The organism is Aeromonas sp. R6-1 (assembly GCF_040908165.1).
Lineage (GTDB): Bacteria > Pseudomonadota > Gammaproteobacteria > Enterobacterales > Aeromonadaceae > Aeromonas > Aeromonas caviae.
Window position 1 is genome coordinate 82,630 of the sequence record NZ_JBFODF010000026.1, and the last position, 16,598, is coordinate 99,227.

Below are 16,598 nucleotides of genomic sequence, written 5' to 3' on the forward strand. Positions count from 1 at the left end.
GAGGCTGAAGATGGGCGCGGATTCTGCTCCCCTCCCCTCACCGCCGCAACCCTGCCGGGTTACAACCCTGTTAGCAAAAACGTTTGCACGATATCGGTTGCGCCAACTGACTGATTTGACACAACTTTGAAACCGCACTCACGCCAGTGTTCTTGTATGGAAACGATTATTCCTCGGTGCCGGACAATTTCCCCCCGAGCCAGGGTGCGAGTCGCTGCGCCCAGTAGGGCCCGGGTCCGAAGCTCTCCTTGAGGAAGTCGATGAAGAGGCGGATCTTGGGATCCAGATGCTCTCGCCTGGCATAGACGGCGTGCACCGCCATCTTCTGGTTCGGTTGCCACTGGGGCAGCAGAGGGATGAGCTGACCAGATTGCAGCTCCTTGTCCAGCAGGTAGTTGGCCACATAGGCGATGCCGAGCCCGGCCAGGGCGGCGTCCCGCACCGCTTCCGCCAGATCCACCCGATAGTTGCCCGCCACCTGCACCGTCTGGCGCTCCTTGCCCTGGCGAAATGACCACTCGTGGTAGCGCCGCTCCCGGCTCTGGTAGGTGATGCAATTGTGATGGGCCAGATCCCTGGGGTGCAGTGGCGTGCCGTGACTCAGCAGATAATCCGGCGAGGCCACCAGCACGAAACCAATGTCTGCCAGTCGCTGCCCGACCAGGGACTCGGGTTTGTCCTCGTAGGTGGTGATCCAGAGATCCAGCCCCTCATCCACCAGATTGGTGCGGTGATCGAACAGGGACACCTCCAGCTCCAGATCCGGATAACGTGCCTGAAACGCCTTGAGGCGCGGGATCACGTGCAACCGCCCGAAGGATTGACCAACCCCCAGATGGAGCACACCGCTCACCTTGCCACGGCGCTCCGCCACCATGGATTCCGCCTCCAGCGCCACCGCCACCAGAGCGCGACAGTGGCGGGCATACTCCAGACCCAGCTCGGTGAGCCCGAAACGGCGAGTAGTGCGCTGTACCAGCTGGGCGCCGAGCGCGGTTTCCAGCAGGGCGAGTTGCTTGCTGATGTGGGATTTGGAAACCCCGAGGCGGCGCGCAGCCGCCGAGATGCCCTGTTCACGAACCAGGGCATCGAAGATCACCATTTGGGGAAGACGTTGCAGCACGGTGTCACCGGAGTGGATGGCGGGGCCGCATTATTCCAGAGCGGCCCGCCATGGGGTAGGGTCAGTGCCCCAGGGCATCGATGATCTGCTGTTTGAGAGGATCATCCGACGGATTCTGGTTGGCACCATAGCTCGCAATCAGCTTGCCGTCCCGCCCGACCAGGTACTTGTGGAAGTTCCAGTTGGGCGCATCACCGTCGGCAGCAGCGGCCAGCCCCTTGAACAGCGGCACCGCATCCGAACCCCGCACCGCCACCCGGTTGAACATGGGGAAGGTCACCCCGTAGTCCCGGCGGCACACCTCGGCGGTTTTGTTCTCGTTGCCCGCCTCCTGCCAGAAATCGTTGGAGGGGAAGCCCAGCACCATCAGTCCCTTCTCCTTGTAGCCCTGATAGAGGGCTTCCAGATCCCGGAACTGACCGCTGTAACCGCAGTAGGAGGCGGTGTTGACCACCAGCACCACCTTGCCCTCGGTCAACTGGCAGAGGTTGTGGCGCTGGGTGCTGTTGAGCTCCCGCATCTCCACGTTGAAGTAATCGGGGCAGGCGGCAGAGACCGCGCCCGAGCCGAGCATCAGCAGCAGGGTGAACCATTTCATCGACGTGACTCCCATTGTTTTGTCCATCATACGCAAGACCCCGGAATCTGGTTCAGGGATCAGTGCAGGGGGATCCCGGTCAGCCAGCCGTGTCCCCAGAAGATAAGCAGAGCCGTGAGGGCCAGCCCCGCCCCCAGACTGATCCCCGTCCCCTGCCAGGTGGCGGCGGCACGGGGGTAACGGCCCCACTCCCGCATCGAAATCCAGACGATGCTGATGAGTGCCCAGAGACCGAGCCCGCCAAACAGCACCAGGGAGCGCGCCTCGCTGTTTACCGCCAGATGGGCCCCCGACCAGAGCAGCACCCCGAGCAGCTGGGGATGCACCAGCCAACGGCGGAAATGGTTGGCCCCCTGCCCCGCGCACAGCAGGACAAGGGCGATCGGCATGACCCCCATCACCAGGGTGGGCCCCCAGACAGGCAGAAAATAGAGGGGCATGGGGCTGGCACTGCGCCAGCCTGCGAGGATGCAGCCGATGGCGACGAACACCAGCAGCGAGAAGAGCCCCTTGTAGCGGTTCTCCCCCAGCCGATCCCGCAGACGGGCGCGGTGCTGTGCCGCGAAACAGGGGTAAAGATGGGTCAGGGTGAACAACACCACCCCCAGGGTCAGCAGGATCATGGCTCGCACCTCGCATATTGCCCCCCGGAATGGGAAGCCCTCCCTCAGGCGGGCCTTGTTTCTCGTGGCTCCCTCACTGTCGGGAGATCACTATGCCGCAAAGCCCCTTGTCAGAATACAAAAACCATATGAAAGACAGCAGGATAATAAAAAAAGCCGACCCAAGGATCGGCAAGTGCGTCAGAGGTGCCACGCCGGGCCGCTCACTCTGCTGCACGGGGCAGGGTCAGGCCGATGCACCGCACCGGCCAGGAGAGAGGGTCATTTGCGCAGCAGGTAGAGAGCCGCCACGTTGCGGGCCGTGAGCTGCAGGTTGGTGGTGGCGGTGGCCAGCGCCTCCGGCAGGGACATGGCCCGATTGACCACGGCGAACACCGCATCCAGCCCGTGCTCGTGCACCACGCCGCAGTCATCGGTGAGGCATCCGGCGATGCCGATCACCGGCTTGCCGAACTGCTTGGCACAGCGAGCCACCCCGATGGGCGTCTTGCCGTGGATGGTCTGGCTGTCGATGCGGCCCTCGCCGGTGATGACCAGATCCGCATCGGCCACTTCATCGGCCAATTTCAGCGCCTCGATCACGATCTGGATGCCGGGTTTGAGCTCGGCACCGAGCAGCCCCACCAGGGCTGCCCCCATGCCGCCTGCGGCCCCCGTTCCCGGGATCTCCTTCACCTGCTTGCCAAGCGCCTGCTCGATGCAGTCTGCGTAACGGGCCAGATTGGCATCCAGCTCGGCCACCATCTCGGGAGTTGCCCCCTTCTGCGGACCGAACACGGCGGACGCCCCTTTGGGGCCGCACAGCGGATTGTCCACGTCGCAGGCCACCTCGATGTGGAGCCCGGTCAGACGGGGATCCAACCCGCTCAGGTCGATGGTGGCCAGCTCGGCCAGACCGGCACCGCCCGGCGCGATAGGGGTACCATCTGCTTTCAGGAGCTTGCCGCCGAGTGCCTGGATCATGCCGGCACCGCCGTCATTGGTGGCGCTGCCCCCGATGCCGAGGATGAGGTGGTCCACCCCCATCTCCAGCGCGGCCAGGATCAGCTCCCCGGTGCCGACACTGGAGGTGAGCCGCGGATTGCGCAGCTCGGGCGCCACCAGATGAAGGCCGGAGGCCGCCGCCATCTCGATGACGGCGCGCTTGCCATCCCCCAGCAGGCCCACGAAGCCCTGTACCCTGTTGCCAAGGGGAGCGGTCACCTCGACCGGCAGGATGCGACCACCGGTGGCATCCACCAGAGACTGCACCGTCCCCTCGCCGCCATCGGCCATGGGCAGCTTGACGTAGGTGGCATCCGGCAGCACCTGCTTGAAACCGGCCTCGATGGCATCGGCCACCGCCATGGCGCTCAGGCTCTCCTTGAATGAATCGGGGGCGATCACAATTTTCATATCAGTTCCTTAGGCGAGGCCAAACACGCCAAACATCAGGGTGGAGACAACGGCGATGGTCAGACCGACCGCGGTTTCGTAGGGGATGAGCTTGAGTCGCTCGCCGACGCCCATGTGGACGCTGCCGCCGGTGGCATGGAAGAAGGAGCCGTGGGGCATGTGGTCAAACACGGTGGCGCCTGCGTGGATCATGGCGGCCCCTGCCAGGCTGCTGATCCCCAGTTCAATCAGAGTGGCGCTGAACACGTTGGAGGCCACCACTGTCCCGGCCGTGGTCGAGGCGGTCGCCAGCGACATCAGGGCACCGGAGATGGGGGCCAGCAGATAGGAGGGCAGACCGGAAGCGGTCAGGCCGCTGATGAGCACATCTTTCAGGCCGGAGTTGGCGATGATGCCCGCCAGGGTCCCCGTCCCCAGCAGCATGATGGCCACCGGCGCCATGCGGGCCAGGCCCGAGACGGCAAACTGGTTCACCTTGGTGAACTTGCCCATCATCAGGGCCCCCACCAGGCCGCCGAGGGGCAGCGCAATGAGCGGGTCCACCACGATGCCGGCGATGGGACGCAGGGCCAGCAGCAGGATGGCGACCAGGGGCGCACTGATGGCGGCGGCAAAGCCGGGCAACTTGGCACCGTCAAAGCTCACCACCTCGTCGGCGGCCACCTTGCTGCCCCGGTTGTTGAGGCGCTTGGCGAGCCAGTAGGCCATCACCAGACCGAACAGGCCGGGAATGATGCCCGCCGCCATCACCGAGGTGAGAGGCAGGTGGAAGGCATCGGCTGCCGCAATGGCGTTGGGGTTGGGAGACATGACGTTGCCCGCCTTGCCACCGCCTATCATCGCCAGCAGGATGGCCGCCTTGGAGAGATCAGCCCGGCGGGCGATGGCCAGCGCAATGGGGGCGACCGTGATGACGGCCACGTCCACGAAGACGCCGACCGCTGTCAGGATCAGGGTGGCCAGCGCCAGGGCCAGCAGGGCGCGGGTTTCGCCGAGTTTCTTGACGATGGTCTCGGCGATGGTGGTGGCGGCGCCCGATTCGATGAGCACCCCGGCCAGCACACCCGCCGCCAGGATCCGCATCACCGCCGTGGTGATCCCCTGGGCGCCGCCGATCATCAGGGCGACGGTCTGGGTCAGGTCGGCGCCACCGATCAGGCCACCGGCCAGGGCACCGACAATCATGCCGTAAGCGGGCGGCACCTTCTTCAGGATGAGGAAGATGGCGATGGAAAGCGCGGCGAGCGCGCCGAGCGCGGAGACTGGGATCATGACGGGCACCTTGTTGTTGTAATGAGTGGCGCCATTATGGGGATCCCCGCCTGGAATGCTTTGGCCATAAAACCAAAAAAAGCATTTACCGGCCTTGTGTTTTTGTTGGAAAAGACAAATCAGCTATCGAGACTGAGCCCGAGATAGAGCAGAAATTTGTCATCTAACTTATTGAAATTCAAGCCAGTTATCTGCTCTATCCGGGTCAGTCGATAACGCAGGGTGTTGGGGTGAATGAACAGGGCTTCGGCACAGGGATGCAGATCACAATCCTGCAAGAAATATTGGCGCAGCGTCTTTTGCAGCGTTCCCTTTGTGTCCTCCTGCGCCAGCTTTTGCAGCGGAGCCCGCAGTTGATCCGCCTGCCAGGAGTCCGCCAGGGTGCCGAGCAGCACTGAAAGCCGGTAATCCTCGAAGAAATAGACCTGCTTGCGGGGCGACTGGCGCATGCCACGGCGCAAGGTGTCTCGCGCCGTCTGGTAGGAGAGCGCCAGCCCGGGGATGCCGGCGAAGTAATCACCCACCCCGATGCGAACCTTGAAATGGGGAATACGGGAGAGCAGCTGCCGGATCCGGCTGCGCTCCTGCGCCGACTGCCAGACGCCGTCGCTGAGCTGGGCGGGTTTGAGCACCACTATCTCGTCCAGGCCGTTGATGGCCACCAGGTTGTCCCGCTCCGGGTTTTCCAGCAGGTGAACCAGCTCCCTCACCTGGGCGGGCTCGGCCTCCTCCAGCGCCAGCACGGCCACCACCCGGGGCTGGGCGAGATCCAGCTCGAGGAAACGGGCCACCTGTTGCAGTTGATCGGCCCGCCCTTCGCCGCGAATGAGCTGCAACACCAGCTCCTCCTTGTGGCGCTTGTCCCACTGCAACTGCTCGGTGAGTGCCGCCTGTTCCAGGATGAGCTCGGCGGTCATGCGCACCAGCTCGGCGTAAGCACGCACGATGTCCGGATCCCCCGAGATGCCGATGACGCCGAGCAGCTCCCCCTGATAGGCGATGGGCAGGTTGATGCCGGGCCTCACCCCCTTGAGCTCCCGGGCGGTGGCCTCGCTTATCTCCACCACCCGGTTCTCGGTCAGGGCCAGCACGGCCCCCTCGTGGCGCTGGTGCAGCCGCTCCGGGTTACCGGACGCAATGATGAGTCCCCGCTCATCCATGACGTTGACCGAGAACGAGAGGATCTTCATCGCCCGGCTGACTATCTGATGCGCGAGCGCGTCGTTGAGCTGCATTGCCTCTCCATACCATTTGTTGACAGGGTCCCCGGCGTGCGCCATCACCGGGATCACCCGTTAAAGATCCCACATCATCAAGACAAGCGCGGGGGGGATCGCTAGAATAGGCCACTTTACGCTATCAGTGCCCCACCATGGATCAAGGATCCGGCATCATGCCGCTTTGCGCCGTGGTGGTTTCACCCTCCGATATGGACTCCGCTATGGATTATGAATTTCGCCGCGACCCGTTCGGTGGCTATCGCGCCCGGTTCTCCATGGGCCATGAAGCCATCGGCCAGTGGTTGATCGACGAGGTGGGCAAGGACGAGGAGAAGCTCGACGAGCTGTTCGCCATCATCGACCAGCTCTCCAGCCGGGCCCGCACCGAATACCGGCTGCTGGGGGGCGACTACTCCCTGCTGCTGACCCACGAGGAAGCCGAGGTGAAGGCCAATGTCCTCAATATCGAGCAGGATGAGGATCTCGACGATCTCGCCTACTACGATGATGAACAGCTGGCCATGTGCGGGCTGGAAGATTTTGCCCAGGTACTCGGCTCCTGGCGCGCCTTTATCCGCAACGAGGATATGGGCTGATTACCCCCATTCGGGCGAGCATGCCCCTTGCAACCCAACAGGATTGACTATGTCCATTTACGATTTTGATGACGAACTGCCGGAAGACGAGCTGGATCAACCGAAGAAACCCGCCCAGCCCAAGAAGAAGGGCAAGCAGGTGCTGAACACCCAGGTCAACCTGAGCCCGCGCGATGCCAGCCGCCTGAACGGCATGCACGTCGAGGCCATCACCACCCTGGATGACGTCAGTCTGCCGAAGAACGTCATCTTCAAGGCCGGTCTCATCGCCCTGGGCGAGCTGGAAGCCAGCAAACGTGCCGACATCATCGCCCGGGTCATCGCCGAGTCAGGTCGCTGATACGGGAAGGCCATCGCCTCTCTCGGTGACATCTTGCCGCCGCCCAAGCCGGAGCCCAGCTCCGGCTTTTCATTGCGCGTCTTCTGCCGGCCAGTCCCTTTTCCTTGAACCAGACCATGGGGATCGTTAAGGTGCGCCCTTCATTCATACAAGGAGACTCGATGTTACCACTCCCCGATATCCTCATCTGGCTCGTCCTGGGGCTCGCCGTACTCTGCTGCCTCGCCCGCCGAACCAGGCCCGGCATGCTTCTGTTGGGACTAGCCCTGCTCACCGTCCTCTGGCTTGAGCGACTCGCGCCCCTCGCCGCTCTTGTCAGCCTCGCCGGTCTGCTGCTGGCCTGGCGTACCCCCACCCTGCCCCCACCCTGGCGTGGCGTCGCACTGACGCTGATCCTGCTGTGGTCCCTCGCCCTGACGCTGCATCTGGTGCCCGGCTTTGACAATCTCAGGGTGCTCGACAAGGTACAGGCGGGCCCGGCCAGCGTGCCCTTCACCCTCTACCTCAATCTGGACAAGCCGCTCATTTTCTTCGCCCTGCTGCTGGCCATCCCCGGCCTGCTCGGCCCGGGTGGAACGATGCGCTGGCGGCCGCTGGCCCTGCTCATCCTGCCGCTCGCGGCCCTGCTCATCACCGCCTGGCAACTGGGCGCCCTCAAACCCGAAGCGGGACTGCCCCACTGGTGGTGGCTGTTCGCATTCAACAACCTGCTGTTCACCTGCGTGGCGGAAGAAGCGCTGTTCCGGGGATGCATCCAGCAAGGGGTGGCAAGCCGAAGCACGCCCTGGGCAGGTCTCCTGGTCGCCAGCCTGCTGTTCGGCGCAGCCCATCTTGCCGGTGGCCCGTTGCTGGTGTTGTTCGCCGCGCTGGCGGGGGCCTGCTATGGCCTGGCGTTCCAGCTGAGCGGGCGCCTCAGTGTCGCCATCCTGCTCCACTTCCTGTTCAACTTCGCCCACCTGGCCCTGTTTACCTATCCCCTGGCCAGCCACTGACGTCGAGCACAGGTTCACCGGGCAAAAAAATGCCCCGCCCCCGTGGGGGCAGGGCATCTGCATTCACCCTGCAATCTAGTCGACGTAGAAGGTCTGCTGGAAGGTCAGCGTCTGCTGCTGCCCCTCACCCATGATCTTCAGGGTGAACTGGTAGGTGTCCTCATTGCGATAGGGCAGCACTGCCAGGTAATAGATGGCATTCCCCTCTTTCACCTCCTGAAAATTCAGGGTGCGAAGGGTGCCTGTCAGATTGCGGGCTTCGCCGCTGATCCCCACCGCCTGTGCCACCCCCTGCTTGTTCTGCACCGCGATATTGACGATGCCGTTATAGCGGCTGCGCTCCAGGCCATAGGTCCTGGCTACCTCGGGGGTGAGGAAGCTGGAGTTGAACGCGCTGTAGTGCACTTTCCAGGGGCCCAGCTCCTGCATCTGCTCAGCCCGCAGCGGCAGCGTCATCAGGAGCGCCAGCAGGCAACTCATCCAGGCTGTTTTCATGATGTCATCCCTCTCGTATCAACCCTGATTATCGAGCAGAGCGGCAATCTCGGCGGGGATCTGCTTTGGCGCGTCGATGGCGACCGTCTTGTGCCGACCCAGCTCCCCCCGCAGGATGCGAACCTGCCCCTTGGCCACCTTGCACTGCTTGGCCAGGTACTTGATCAGGTGACTGTTGGCCTGACCATCCACCGGCGGCGCCGTGATGGCCACTTTCAACTCGTCACCGTGCAATCCGATGATCTGATCCCGGCTCGCCTTGGGCTGGATCATCAGATGCAACACCAGCTCGTCCCCTTCCAGCAGGACGGCGGGCATCAGATCATCCACCACAACTGGCCGAACAGATCCCCCATCAGGTAGTTGATGGCCTGCAGCGCGATGAAGGCGACCAGCACGGAGAGATCCAGCCCGCCCAGTGCAGGCAGGATGCGGCGAATGGGGGCCAGGAAGGGTTCAGTGAGCTGGTGCATCACGTATTCAATGGGGTTGCGACCCTGGCTGACCCAGCTCAGGATGGCGCGGATAAGCAGGATCCAGAAGATCATGGAACCCGCCTTCTTCAGCACGGTGAGCGTCGCAAACAGACAGAGAGTGAGCCAGTCCGCCTGCAGCACATTCATGCTCTTGAGCAGGACCAACTTGCCAAAGGCGATCAGCAGCGCCAGCAGCACAGAGGCCATGTCCAGCCCGCCAAAACCCGGGATGACGCGGCGCAGGGGCACCACCAGCGGGTTGGTCAGCTTGACCACCATCTGGCTCATGGGGTTGTAGAAGTCGGCCCGCGCCCACTGCAGCCAGACCCGCAGCAGCACCACCATGAGGTAGAGATCAAAGACAGTGTTAATCAAAAAGTAAGCCGTGTTCATCCGGGCTCCTTGCTAAAAGGGATTCAGAAAAGGGTTTCCATTTCGCCGGCCCGGGTAACGGCCGCCTGCATGGCTCTTGCGGTCAGCGGCATCAGCCCCTGCTCCTGGAATGTCTTGACGGCCTCGGCCGTGGTCCCGCCCTTGCTGGTCACCTGCTCGCGCAGGGTCTGTAGCGACAGATCGGGATTTTGTTCCACCATGGCGGCCGCCCCCAGGGCGGTTTGCTGCACCAGCAGGCGAGCCTGCTCCGGCGTAAAGCCCATGGCCTCGGCCTCCTCGGCAATCGCCTGCATGAACAGGAAGAAGTAGGCCGGGGCACTGCCCGCCGCCGCAATGACGCCGTTGATGCCGGCCTCCTCATCCACCCAGAGGGTCTTGCCCACGGATTGCATCATCTGTTCGGCCACCGCCCTATCAGCCTGCCCGATGGCGGGCGGTGCATAGAGCCCGGTCATCCCCAGCCCCAGCAAGGAGGGGGTGTTGGGCATGGTGCGAATGATGCGATCGTGACCGCCCGCCATCTCCTGCAAGCGCGCGACGCGAATGCCGGCAGCGATGGAGATGAGCAACTTGCCATCCAGCGAGCCAAGCTCGGCCACCAGCGCCGTCAGCATGCCCGCCATCAGCTGGGGCTTGACCGCCAGCACGATCACCTCGGCCTCACGGGCCGCCTCGGCGTTGTCCTGGGTGATACGGATGCCGAACTGGCTGGCCAGTTCGTCCAGCTTGGGGCGGCTCGGATTGGCGGCGATGATACGCTCTGCCGGGTAACCCGCCTGGATGAGGCCGGCAATGATACTGCGGCTCATGTTGCCTGCCCCGATGAAGGCGAGGGTTCTCTGCTGCATCAAACACTCCTGTTACTGACATCGCAGCGGATGCCGACCCAGCCTGTGCGGGCTGACAGCATCACACGCGCCTGTTTACCTGAAAAAAAGCACGACCGGGGTGTTTCTCGCCCCGGCTCTTGCTCATGAATAGTCACGGGCCCCGAAGATGGCGGTCCCGACCCGCACCATGGTGCTGCCATGGGCAATGGCAGGCTCAAGATCCTCGGTCATTCCCATCGAAAGGGTGTCGACGCTCGGGTATTGTTGCGCAAGCTCGGTGAACAGAGCCTGCATGCGCGCCATCTGGGCCGCGAGCACTCCCTCGTCGCGGGTATGCTCGGGGATGGCCATCAGGCCGCGCAACCGCAGCCGCTCGCTTTGGGCCACCAGGGAGGCCAGGTGGAAAATCTCTTGCTCCGACGTACCGGATTTGCTGCTCTCTCCGCTAATATTGATTTGCAGACAGATATTTAGCGGCGCGAGCCCACTCGGTCTCTGGTTGTTGAGGCGTTCGATGAGCTTGTCGCGATCGACACTTTGAACCCAGTCGAACCGCTCCGCCACCAGCTTGGACTTGTTCGATTGCAGCGGGCCGATAAAGTGCCACTCTATGTCTGTACAGGCGTTCTGCTCGCGCAAGGCATCAATCTTGAGCGCGGCCTCCTGGGCGTAGGATTCGCCAAAGCGCCGCTGGCCGGCGGCATAGGCAGCCTGAATGTCCCCCAGCGGCTTGGTTTTGCTGACAGCAAGCAACTGGATGTGATCTGGGCTGCGGCCAACACGCCGGGCAGCCTCTACAATACGTTCCTTTACCTGAAGCAGGTGCTGGGCAATCTGGCTCATATTTCGTTCGTAATCTTGTGATGGGAGAATAACAAATCTATGGATATCACAGAGTTATTGGCATTCAGTGTAAAGCATAAGGCATCGGATCTACACCTCTCGGCCGGGGTCCCCCCGATGATCAGGGTTGATGGGGAGGTTCGCAAGATCAATTTGCCCGCCCTGGATCACCGGGAAGTCCATGCCCTCATTTACGACATCATGAATGACCACCAGCGCAAGGAGCTGGAGGAGAACTTCGAGGTGGACTTCTCCTTCGAAGTGCCCGGCATGGCACGCTTTCGGGTCAACGCCTTCCAGCAGGCGCGCGGCTCGGGCGCGGTGTTTCGTACCATCCCGAGTACCGTTCTGACCCTGGACGATCTGGGGGCGCCGGAGATATTTCGCAAGATAGCGGAGTACCCTCGCGGCCTGGTGCTGGTGACTGGACCCACCGGCTCGGGCAAATCCACCACCCTGGCCGCCATGGTCGATTACATCAATGACAACTTCCACCACCACATCCTCACCATCGAGGACCCCATCGAATTCGTGCACGAGAACAAGCGCTGCCTGGTGAACCAGCGGGAAGTACACCGCGACACCAAGAGCTTCAGCAACGCCCTGCGCTCGGCCCTGCGGGAAGACCCGGATATCATCCTGGTAGGTGAAATGCGGGACCTCGAAACCATCCGTCTCGCCATGACCGCCGCCGAAACCGGTCACCTGGTGTTTGGCACCCTGCACACCTCCTCGGCTGCCAAGACCATCGACCGTATCATCGACGTCTTCCCCGGCTCGGAGAAGGACATGGTACGATCCATGCTCTCCGAATCCCTGCGGGCGGTCATCTCCCAGACCCTGCTCAAGCGTATCGGTGGCGGCCGGGTGGCGGCCCACGAGATCATGCTGGGGATCCCGGCGGTGCGAAACCTCATCCGGGAAGACAAGGTGGCCCAACTCTATTCCGTCATCCAGACCGGGATGACCCACGGCATGCAGACCATGGACCAGAGCCTCAAGCAGCTGGTCAACCGGGGGGTCGTCGCCTCCCTCGATGCCAAGGCCAAGGCGGTCGATCCCAATACCATTTAAGCTTGCACACCCAAGGAGTCGCCATGAACATGGATGTTCTGCTCGCCGCACTGGTTGAACAAAAGGGCTCGGATCTCTTCATCACGGTCGATGCCCCCCCGACCCTCAAGGTCAACGGGCGTCTGGTGTCGCTCAGGCCGGCTCCCCTCGACAAGACGACAGCGCTGGCGCTGATCAGGGAGAGCCTGGACGAGACCCACTTCGAGCGCTTCCTGCACACTCGCGAGGCCAACTACGCCATCCAGCGAGGCTCGCTGGGGCGCTTTCGGGTCAGCGCCTTCTGGCAACAGGATATGCCGGGCATGGTGCTGCGCCGCATCGAGACCCGCATCCCCACCTTTGACGAGCTGGTGCTGCCCCCCATCCTGCAGGAGGTCGCCATGGCCAAACGCGGGCTGGTGCTCTTCGTCGGCGCCACTGGCGCCGGCAAGTCCACCACCCAGGCGGCCATGATAGGCTTTCGCAACCAGCACGGTGACGGCCACATCCTGACGGTGGAGGATCCGGTGGAGTTCGTCCATCAGCACGATCGCTGTCTGGTGACCCAGCGGGAGGTGGGGATCGACACCGCATCCTTCGATGTCGCCCTCAAAAACTCCCTGCGCCAGGCCCCGGATGTCATCCTCATTGGTGAAATCCGCTCCCAGGAGACCATGGAGTTCGCCATCCAGTTCGCCGAGACGGGACACCTCTGCCTCGCCACCTTGCACGCCAACAATGCCAACCAGGCGCTGGATCGCATCCTGCATCTGGTCCCCCAGGAGAAGCACCGCCAGTTCCTGTTCGATCTCTCCTTCAACCTGCGCGCCATCGTCGCCCAGCAGCTGCTCCCCTCCGCTCATGGGCAGCGCCGGGTCGCCGCCTTCGAGATCCTGCTCAACACCCCGCTCGTCACCGACATCATCCGCAAGGGAGAGATGCACAGACTCAAGGAGGTGATGACCAAATCCGGCGAGCTCGGCATGCAGACCTTCGATCAGGCGCTGTTCACCCTGTTCTGCGCCGGCCAAATTGGCTACAGTGAGGCCCTTGCCCATGCCGACTCCGCCAACGACCTGCGACTGCTCATCAAGCTGTCGGGTCGCGAGCAGCTGGGCGCAGGCACTCTCGACAACGTGACCCTGGATGAATGAGGGGCGTGCGTCATCGCTAGTAAAGGACAGTTATGTTGATTGTGGTTTCCCCGGCCAAGACGCTGGATTACGAGTCACCCCTGGTGACCTCCCGTTTCACCCAACCCGAACTGCTGGACCACTCCGCAGCACTGATCACCCGGGCTCGTCAACTGAGCCCGGACCAGATCGCCAGCCTGATGAAGATCAGCGACAAGCTCGCCGGCCTCAACGCCGCCCGCTTTGCCGAGTGGCAGCCTGACTTCACGCCGGCCAACGCCCGCCAGGCGCTGCTGGCCTTCAAGGGGGATGTCTACACCGGTCTGGCCGTAGAAGATTTCAGCGAGGCCGACCTCGACTTCGCCCAGGCCCACCTGCGCATGCTCTCCGGCCTTTATGGCGTACTGCGGCCGCTTGACCTCATGATGCCCTACCGCCTGGAGATGGGGATTAGGCTGGAGAACCCGCGCGGCAAGGACCTCTACCAGTTCTGGGGCGACATCATCACAGCGCACCTGAACAAGGCGCTGGCGGCCCAGGGGGACGACGTGCTGATCAACCTCGCCTCCGACGAGTATTTCAAGTCGGTGCGCCCGAAAGCCCTGCAGGGGCGCATCATCACCCCGGTCTTCAAGGACGAGAAGAACGGCCAGTTCAAGATCATCAGCTTCTACGCCAAGAAGGCCCGCGGCATGATGGCACGCCACATCATCAAGCATCGGCTCACCCGGGTGGAACAGCTGACCGGTTTCAATGCCGACGGCTACTACTTCGTACCGGAAGAGTCCGACGCCAATACCCTGATGTTCAAGCGCGCTGAAAATTAATTACACATTCAAGGGAACCAAGTCGGAGATCCTCGGGTCTGACTCTGTGAATCCTCTGTTGTAAGCACTTTTTGTTGGCCGACGTCCTTGCGTCGGCTTTTTTCTGCGCCTCTCTCAGGCCACTCCCCAGGCAGCAGACAGCAAAACGGCCATCCTGGGATGGCCGTTTCAACTGTGCTCGGGGCATTACTTCTTTTTCTTCTTTGCCGACTTCTTGGCATCCTTCGGTTTTTTCTTCTTCACCGGCACCCGCGCTTCCTTGTGTCTGGGGCGCAGCTCATCGATCACCCGGCGCTTGAGGCGCTCCTCGGTGTAGCGTTCGATCTTGGCGACCATGGCCATGTCGTGAGCTTCCACCAGGCTGATGGCGCAGCCACGGTTGCCGGCTCGACCGGTACGACCGATCCGGTGCACATAGACATCCGCGCCGTAGGGCATGTCGTAGTTGATGACATGGCTGACGTTCGGCAGGTCGATACCGCGGGCGGCCACGTCGGTGGCGATGAGGAAGGGCACCTCCCCTTCGTGGAACTTGCGGATAGACTCGATGCGCTTGGCCTGCTCCATCTCGCCACGGATCCAGGCGCAGGGCACGCCTGCCGCCTGCAACTGGCCGGAAAGCTCCGCCAGTCGCTCACGGGTCTTGACGAAGATGATGGCCTTCTGGGTCTCCGGGTTTTTCAGGATGTGCACCAGCAGAGCCAGCTTGTGGGCGGCATCATCGGCCAGGTGGATCCACTGGGTGATGGGGCGGCGCTCGCTGCGGGGCGGCTCGGCGTGCAGCTCAACCGGGTCTTTGAGGATCTCGCTCGCAAACTTCTCGAGGCCGGCCCCTTCCAGGGTGGCGGAGAAGAGCATGGTGTGCTTGCGGTAACGCGCCTCTTCCACGATGCGGTTCACGTCCTTGATGAAGCCCATGTCCAGCATCCGGTCCGCTTCATCCAGCACCAGCACCTCGATGTCGTGGCTCTCGAACTCCTCTTTCTCGATGTACTCGAGCAGACGGCCAGAGGTGGCCACCACGATGTCGGTGGTCTTGGTCAGGGCAGGCAGCTGCTCTTCATGGCTGACACCACCGATGATGGTCTCGATGCTGAGATGGGTGTGCACCGCCAGGGCCTTGGCGTGAGCACTCACCTGCAGCGCGAGCTCGCGGGTCGGAGTCAGGATCAGCATGCGGCACGGACCCGGCTTGCGGCGCGGGAAGTCCAGCAGGTGCTGCATCGCGGGCAGCAGGAAGGCGGCGGTCTTGCCGGTTCCGGTCGGCGCAGAGGCCAGAATATCGCGGCCGTCCAGGGCTGGCTCCAGCACCATCTGCTGGATGGTGGTGGGGCGGGTGAATCCCATCTCGGCCAAGGCCCGACTGAGGGCTGGATTCAGGTCGAAATCATCAAAGGACTGGCTCATGGCAATACTCGGTCATTAAGGAAGCGGCAGATTATAGGCGATTATGCCGCCGGCTCCTATGGTGACTGTGGCTTAGCCGCTATAATCGCCGGCCATTTTCCGCGGGCAAGTACAGGAGGAGGGCCGAATGGGGCGCAACAACGGTTTCACGTTCAAGCAATTTCACATCGATCACGACCGCTGCGCCATGAAGGTCGGTACGGACGGCATTCTGCTGGGAGCCTGGGCGCCGGTCGACAGCGCCCGCCGGGTGCTGGACATCGGCACCGGCAGCGGCCTCATCGCCCTGATGCTGGCCCAGCGCAGCACGAACGACTGCCACATAGACGGGGTGGAGCTGGATAAGGATGCAGCCATGCAGGCCAAGGAGAATGTGGCGGCCTCCCCCTGGCGTGAGCGGGTCACCATCATAGAGAGCGCCATTCAGGATCACCTCGCCCCCCCTTACGATCTCATCGTCTCCAACCCGCCCTATTTCCCGGCAGGCCAGACACTTCGCGATCCGGCCAGGGCTCTGGCCCGTCATACCGGGGGGCTCGACCCCAGGGGATTGCTGGCCGCCAGTGATCGCCTGCTGAGCCGTGCCGGGCAACTGGCCCTGGTGCTGCCCACGGCGATGGCGGATGAAATTTTATGCATTTCGTCGAGTTATGATCTGTATGAGCGTTGTTATCTGGCTGTTACTACCAGAGAGGGGAAAGAGGCAAATCGTGTTTTATTGCTGCTTGGCAGAGGATTAAACAAGTGTGAGAGGGGTGAAATTGTGATCCATTCTGCCACGGGAGGCTATTCCGACAGATATATCCAACTAACCAGCCCCTTCTATTTGAAGATGTAAATTTTGCCTTGAACTATTTTTTCACATCATTATGCTGACTGCTAAATGAGCGCCCGCTCAAGACCAGTTCAAACCACTGGTCGCGATGAAAAAACCAGCGGGGCTCTTTTTTTTACCCCCGGAAAGTGCCGGTCACTGACAAAT

General features: G+C 62.5%; 19 protein-coding genes. 7 read left to right on the forward strand and 12 right to left on the reverse strand.

The features are described 5' to 3' along the window. Window positions 1-166: 166 nt before the first annotated feature. The 6 genes from AB5Y68_RS06750 to AB5Y68_RS06775 form a co-directional block, all read right to left on the reverse strand. Window positions 167-1,102 carry a LysR family transcriptional regulator gene (locus AB5Y68_RS06750; protein WP_039039969.1) on the reverse strand — a complete coding sequence of 312 codons (936 nt, stop codon included), beginning with the start codon at window positions 1,100-1,102 and terminating at the stop codon, window positions 167-169. A gap of 82 nt (window positions 1,103-1,184) precedes the next feature. Continuing rightward, complete coding sequence (locus AB5Y68_RS06755; protein WP_010673063.1) at window positions 1,185-1,721, reverse strand: glutathione peroxidase; 537 nt, start codon at window positions 1,719-1,721, stop codon at window positions 1,185-1,187. 59 nt (window positions 1,722-1,780) lie between these two features. Then, window positions 1,781-2,344, reverse strand: a complete 564-nt coding sequence (locus tag AB5Y68_RS06760; protein ID WP_039039968.1) for an NnrU family protein — start codon at window positions 2,342-2,344, stop codon at window positions 1,781-1,783. A gap of 261 nt (window positions 2,345-2,605) precedes the next feature. After that, window positions 2,606-3,739, reverse strand: a complete 1,134-nt coding sequence (locus tag AB5Y68_RS06765) for a glycerate kinase (protein WP_039039967.1) — start codon at window positions 3,737-3,739, stop codon at window positions 2,606-2,608. A gap of 9 nt (window positions 3,740-3,748) precedes the next feature. Then, window positions 3,749-5,011: a GntP family permease gene (locus AB5Y68_RS06770; RefSeq protein WP_039039966.1), complete on the reverse strand. Its 1,263-nt coding sequence runs from the start codon at window positions 5,009-5,011 to the stop codon at window positions 3,749-3,751. 119 nt (window positions 5,012-5,130) lie between these two features. Beyond that, window positions 5,131-6,246, reverse strand: a complete 1,116-nt coding sequence (locus AB5Y68_RS06775; RefSeq protein ID WP_039039965.1) for a sugar diacid recognition domain-containing protein — start codon at window positions 6,244-6,246, stop codon at window positions 5,131-5,133. A 206-nt stretch (window positions 6,247-6,452) separates the two neighbouring features. Here AB5Y68_RS06775 and AB5Y68_RS06780 point away from each other — a divergent pair, with 206 nt between their 5' ends. From AB5Y68_RS06780 to AB5Y68_RS06790, 3 genes are all read left to right on the forward strand, one after another. After that, the gene (locus AB5Y68_RS06780) at window positions 6,453-6,827 is read left to right on the forward strand and encodes a YacL family protein (RefSeq protein WP_039039964.1); all 375 of its coding nucleotides are present in this window, start codon (window positions 6,453-6,455) and stop codon (window positions 6,825-6,827) included. Window positions 6,828-6,876: 49 nt separating this feature from the next. Beyond that, on the forward strand, window positions 6,877-7,167 hold the full coding sequence (locus tag AB5Y68_RS06785) for a hypothetical protein (RefSeq protein WP_039039963.1): 291 nt from the start codon (window positions 6,877-6,879) through the stop codon (window positions 7,165-7,167). Window positions 7,168-7,328: 161 nt separating this feature from the next. Beyond that, complete coding sequence (locus AB5Y68_RS06790) at window positions 7,329-8,159, forward strand: CPBP family intramembrane glutamic endopeptidase (protein WP_039039962.1); 831 nt, start codon at window positions 7,329-7,331, stop codon at window positions 8,157-8,159. A 75-nt stretch (window positions 8,160-8,234) separates the two neighbouring features. Here AB5Y68_RS06790 and AB5Y68_RS06795 read toward each other — a convergent pair whose 3' ends face one another. The 5 genes from AB5Y68_RS06795 to AB5Y68_RS06815 all read right to left on the reverse strand — a co-directional run bounded on the left by AB5Y68_RS06795 (window position 8,235) and on the right by AB5Y68_RS06815 (window position 11,196). Beyond that, window positions 8,235-8,654, reverse strand: coding sequence for a DUF4426 domain-containing protein (locus AB5Y68_RS06795; protein WP_029313762.1), 420 nt, complete (start codon window positions 8,652-8,654; stop codon window positions 8,235-8,237). An 18-nt stretch (window positions 8,655-8,672) separates the two neighbouring features. After that, on the reverse strand, window positions 8,673-8,972 hold the full coding sequence (yggU, locus tag AB5Y68_RS06800; protein ID WP_010673054.1) for a DUF167 family protein YggU: 300 nt from the start codon (window positions 8,970-8,972) through the stop codon (window positions 8,673-8,675). Continuing rightward, window positions 8,972-9,523: a YggT family protein gene (locus AB5Y68_RS06805; RefSeq protein WP_010673053.1), complete on the reverse strand. Its 552-nt coding sequence runs from the start codon at window positions 9,521-9,523 to the stop codon at window positions 8,972-8,974. Before AB5Y68_RS06805 ends, yggU begins: the two co-directional genes overlap by 1 nt. Before the next feature lie 23 nt (window positions 9,524-9,546). Then, on the reverse strand, window positions 9,547-10,371 hold the full coding sequence (gene proC / locus AB5Y68_RS06810; protein ID WP_039039961.1) for a pyrroline-5-carboxylate reductase: 825 nt from the start codon (window positions 10,369-10,371) through the stop codon (window positions 9,547-9,549). Window positions 10,372-10,494: 123 nt separating this feature from the next. Next, on the reverse strand, window positions 10,495-11,196 hold the full coding sequence (locus AB5Y68_RS06815; protein ID WP_039039960.1) for a YggS family pyridoxal phosphate-dependent enzyme: 702 nt from the start codon (window positions 11,194-11,196) through the stop codon (window positions 10,495-10,497). A gap of 39 nt (window positions 11,197-11,235) precedes the next feature. Between AB5Y68_RS06815 and tapT the strand changes: the two genes are divergently transcribed. The 3 genes from tapT to yaaA are packed head-to-tail and all read left to right on the forward strand — an operon-like array spanning window position 11,236 to window position 14,209. Continuing rightward, entirely contained in the window at window positions 11,236-12,270 is a 1,035-nt protein-coding gene (gene tapT / locus AB5Y68_RS06820) for a type IVa pilus ATPase TapT (RefSeq protein WP_010673050.1), read from the forward strand. A 23-nt stretch (window positions 12,271-12,293) separates the two neighbouring features. Next, complete coding sequence (locus AB5Y68_RS06825) at window positions 12,294-13,403, forward strand: PilT/PilU family type 4a pilus ATPase (protein WP_010673049.1); 1,110 nt, start codon at window positions 12,294-12,296, stop codon at window positions 13,401-13,403. A gap of 32 nt (window positions 13,404-13,435) precedes the next feature. Beyond that, window positions 13,436-14,209 (forward strand): peroxide stress protein YaaA, encoded by a 774-nt coding sequence (gene yaaA / locus AB5Y68_RS06830; protein ID WP_039039959.1) that lies wholly within the window; start codon window positions 13,436-13,438, stop codon window positions 14,207-14,209. A 186-nt stretch (window positions 14,210-14,395) separates the two neighbouring features. Here the strand turns inward: yaaA and srmB are convergent, their stop codons facing one another. Next, window positions 14,396-15,616 (reverse strand): ATP-dependent RNA helicase SrmB, encoded by a 1,221-nt coding sequence (srmB, locus tag AB5Y68_RS06835; protein ID WP_039039958.1) that lies wholly within the window; start codon window positions 15,614-15,616, stop codon window positions 14,396-14,398. 127 nt (window positions 15,617-15,743) lie between these two features. Here srmB and AB5Y68_RS06840 point away from each other — a divergent pair, with 127 nt between their 5' ends. Next, a complete protein-coding gene (locus tag AB5Y68_RS06840; RefSeq protein WP_039039957.1) occupies window positions 15,744-16,454 on the forward strand; it encodes a tRNA1(Val) (adenine(37)-N6)-methyltransferase in 711 nt (236 codons plus the stop codon). The last annotated feature ends 144 nt before the right edge of the window (window positions 16,455-16,598 follow it).